The 1860-nt window shown below is 46.4% G+C and carries 2 protein-coding genes; one reads left to right on the plus strand and one right to left on the minus strand.

The window, feature by feature from the left end; translation table 11 throughout:
• Positions 1 to 106: 106 nt before the first annotated feature.
• Complete coding sequence (locus A3739_RS16730) at positions 107 to 940, minus strand: ABC transporter ATP-binding protein (RefSeq protein ID WP_068476095.1); 834 nt, start codon at positions 938 to 940, stop codon at positions 107 to 109.
• Between the two features lie 172 nt (positions 941 to 1112).
• Between A3739_RS16730 and A3739_RS16735 the strand changes: the two genes are divergently transcribed.
• A partial coding sequence (locus tag A3739_RS16735) for a calcium/sodium antiporter (RefSeq protein ID WP_068502132.1) occupies positions 1113 to 1860 on the plus strand: 748 nt, incomplete at its 3' end.

Below are 1860 nucleotides of genomic sequence, written 5' to 3' on the forward strand. Positions count from 1 at the left end.
TTTACGAGTGAAACTTAAGCCCATAATGGCGCGCAATAAAAACACGCCTGAACGACCGAGAGCCGAAATAAATTCAATACCTGTACGCCCGAGCTTTTGAATGGACTTAACCACGACTACCCCCTAAACCGAGCAGGTCTGAATCATCCACACCAAGCAAGTCATCTTTATAATCTCGCGCAGGAAAATGAAATGGCACAGGCCCGTCAGGTAAACCGTTAACAAATTGCTTAACTAAGGCAGAATCAGAACGACGTAATTCTTCAGGAGAGCCCGCTCCAATCACGCGACCATCGGCAATAACAATCGCGTGATCACAAATACTCAATGACTCAGCAATATCATGAGAAACAAGAACGCTCGTTAGGCCTAGGGTGTCGTTTAATAAACGAATTAGCTGCACAAGAACTCCCATTGCGATCGGGTCCTGCCCCGCAAAAGGCTCGTCATACATAATTAAGGCAGGATCAAGAACGATTGAACGCGCGAGAGCAACACGACGAGTCATACCTCCAGAAAGCTCTGAAGGCTTCATATCACGCGCACCACGCAAACCCACAGCATTGAGCTTCATGATCACGATGTCACGAATCATATCCTCAGGAAGTTTAGTGTGGGCACGCAAAGGAAACGCGACGTTTTCATAGACGGTCAGATCAGAAAAAAGCGCCCCACTCTGAAAAAGCATGCCCATTTTGGCGCGCGCTTTAAATAACTCGTCGCGACCTAAGGTTTGGAAGTCTTGGCCATCTACCAATACTCGACCACCCTCTGGTCGCAGCTGACCACCAATGAGCTTGAGGAGTGTTGTTTTACCAATACCACTAGGCCCCATAATCGCCGTCACTTTTCCTCTCGGAATGCTCAGACTGAGGCCATTGAAGATTTTTCTATACCCGCGGGAGAAGCTAAGATTTTCGACTTCTATATAGGAGGACAAGCGATTTCCTAATTTATTCTAGTGTTCCTTTGAGGCGTCTGATTGTAGCGACCTCAAGAAAGCATTTACAAGTAAAAACTAAACAAAGCAATTACAGGTCTTATTACTTGCACTGTACCGGTAAGTCTCGCAAAATGCGCGCTTTAACAAAACCTTATAAGAGCAATACCCATTGTTAGTATTCAGTTTAGCCGTAATTATCGGTTTGATAATTTTAATTTGGAGTGCGGACAAATTTGTTGAAGGTGCGGTAGCCACGGCACTCAACCTTGGCATGACACCGATGCTTGTTGGTCTAACCATCGTCGCATTTGGCACATCCGCTCCCGAGCTTATCGTATCAGGCATGGCAGCCCTCGAAGGAGCCAGCACACTCGCCGTTGGAAACGCTTTCGGCTCCAACATTGCGAACATAGCACTAGTGCTCGGTGTAACTACGCTCATTTCTGCTATTCCGATTAAGCTCGGAATACTAAAAATTGAACTACCTATACTTTTGATCGCAACAGCGCTCGCAACGATTGTTATCATTGACGGCCTGCTCGATTTCAACGATGGCTTGATCCTTATTGGCATACTCCTCATCTCGCTCATCGCACTCGCTAAACTCTCTTCCTCTTCTTCAGAATTACCTGAGGAAGTACAAGACAATGAACCCATGGCTCAAACCAAAGCGATCACGATTTTGGTCGGAAGCATTGCAGCCCTTATCTTAAGTTCAAGAATGCTCGTTTGGGGGGCAAGTGGCATAGCAAGTTCGCTTGGAATTAGCGATTTGATCATCGGTTTAACCATTGTCGCGATAGGTACAAGCTTGCCCGAATTAGCGGCATCGATTGCTAGCGCATTGAAGGGTCACCATGACCTTGCTCTTGGCAATATCATCGGCTCTAACTTATTTAACCTACTCGCAGTGCTAG

Source organism: Oleiphilus sp. HI0067 (assembly GCF_001635735.1).